The following is a 1504-nucleotide window of genomic DNA, read 5'->3' as shown; positions in this document are numbered from 1 at the left end:
GTCATTGCGAGGAGCACTTGCGACGAAGCAATCCATTCTTCCTCTACGCGGCACGATGGATTGCTTCGTCGCTGCGCTCCTCGCAATGACGGGGTAGCCTTCGTGCGTTACTCCGCCACCAGCGCGTTCATGTGCTCCACCGCTTCGGCAAAATCTTCCTTGAATTCCTGCACCACGCTGCCGGCGGATTTGACGCTGTCGATCAGGCCGACGCCCTGGCCGACGAAATAGCTGACGAGGTCGCGCGCGGCCGCGTTGCCGGCGGCAGCGGCGCGGTCGATCGAGTCGAAGGCGTCGCGGCTGAGGATGCTTTGCAGCGGCATCGGCATCGCGCCGGGGCTGTCGGGTCCGCGATCCCAGGCGTCGGTCCACACCGAACGCAACTGCCGCGCCGGTTTTCCGGTGCGGCCTTTGGAGCGGACGGCGTCGCGCGAGGAGGCCGCGATCATCTTCTCGCGGAAGATTTCGGTTGTCTCGGATTCGACTGTGGCCAGCCACACCGAACCGGTCCAGGCGCCGGCCGCGCCCATCGCCATGCAGGCCGCCATCTGGCGCCCGGTCATGATGCCGCCCGCCGCCAGCACCGGCACGTCCCGGATATTCCTGATCGCCTTGATCACCTCGGGCACCAGCACCATGGTGGAGACCTCGCCGCAGTGGCCGCCGGCCTCGGTGCCCTGCACCACCAGGATGTCGACGCCGGCCGCGACCTGGCGCAGCGCATGTTCCTTGGCGCCGACCAGGGCTGCGACCGGCACATGGTGCTTCTTGCCCATGTCGATCATCGCCTTCGGCGGCACGCCAAGCGCGTTCGCGATCAGCCGGATCGGATGGGTGAAGGAGACCTCCAGCACCTCCAGCGCGCGCTGCGCGTCGAACGGCTGCGGCTGGTTGTCGGCGACGCTGGTGGTCGTCAGTTCAATGCCGTATTTCTTCAGGAGGTTGCGGGTGAAGTCGCGATGCGCGGGCGAAATCCGCGCTTCCAGGCTTTTCCAGGTGACGTCCTTCTCGCCCGCGGTCGAGATGTTTTCGGGGATCAGCACGTCGAGCCCGTAGGGCTTGCCGTCGACGTGATCGTCGATCCATTTCAGTTCCTGCTCGATCGTCTCCGGCGAATGCGCGGTGGCGCCCAGCACGCCAAAACCCCCGGCGCGGCTGACCGCGGCGACAACGTCGCGGCAATGGCTGAAGGCGAACAGCGGAAACTCGATTCCCAGCATGTCGCAGATCGGGGATTTCATGGCTGGTGCTCCCTGTGGCAGCCTTTCTGTTAGCTGCTCATCTTGCTTTTAATGGCGGTTGTGCCGAACGCTAACCTATCGGGGGCAGGAAAGCCAAGCCGGTTTGCCCGCGCGGCCTCTTTGCGTATTCCATGCGGCAAAATATGCAAGACGGAGCCGCCGATTTGCCGCTTGCGCTTTGATGCCCCGCGGAGAATGCTGGCTGCCAAATCGACAGCCATTCGGAAAGGGATCCGCCTTCGATGTCCGCCCTGCAACCAGCC

Annotated in this window: 2 protein-coding genes; both read right to left on the bottom strand. The window is 64.8% G+C overall.

The window, feature by feature from the left end; translation table 11 throughout:
• Positions 1-107 precede the first annotated feature (107 nt).
• The gene (locus WCE35_RS01045) at positions 108-1241 is read right to left on the bottom strand and encodes a nitronate monooxygenase (protein WP_424591490.1); all 1134 of its coding nucleotides are present in this window, start codon (positions 1239-1241) and stop codon (positions 108-110) included.
• A gap of 29 nt (positions 1242-1270) precedes the next feature.
• Positions 1271-1504: hypothetical protein (locus WCE35_RS01040; RefSeq protein ID WP_424591489.1), on the bottom strand; the 234-nt coding region annotated here is incomplete at its 5' end.

Origin of the sequence: Bradyrhizobium sp. (assembly GCF_049691595.1) — a bacterium.
Classification (GTDB): Bacteria; Pseudomonadota; Alphaproteobacteria; order Rhizobiales; family Xanthobacteraceae; genus Bradyrhizobium.
The sequence above is the reverse complement of the archived record's forward strand: the minus strand, read 5'-3'. Positions and strand labels throughout refer to the sequence as shown.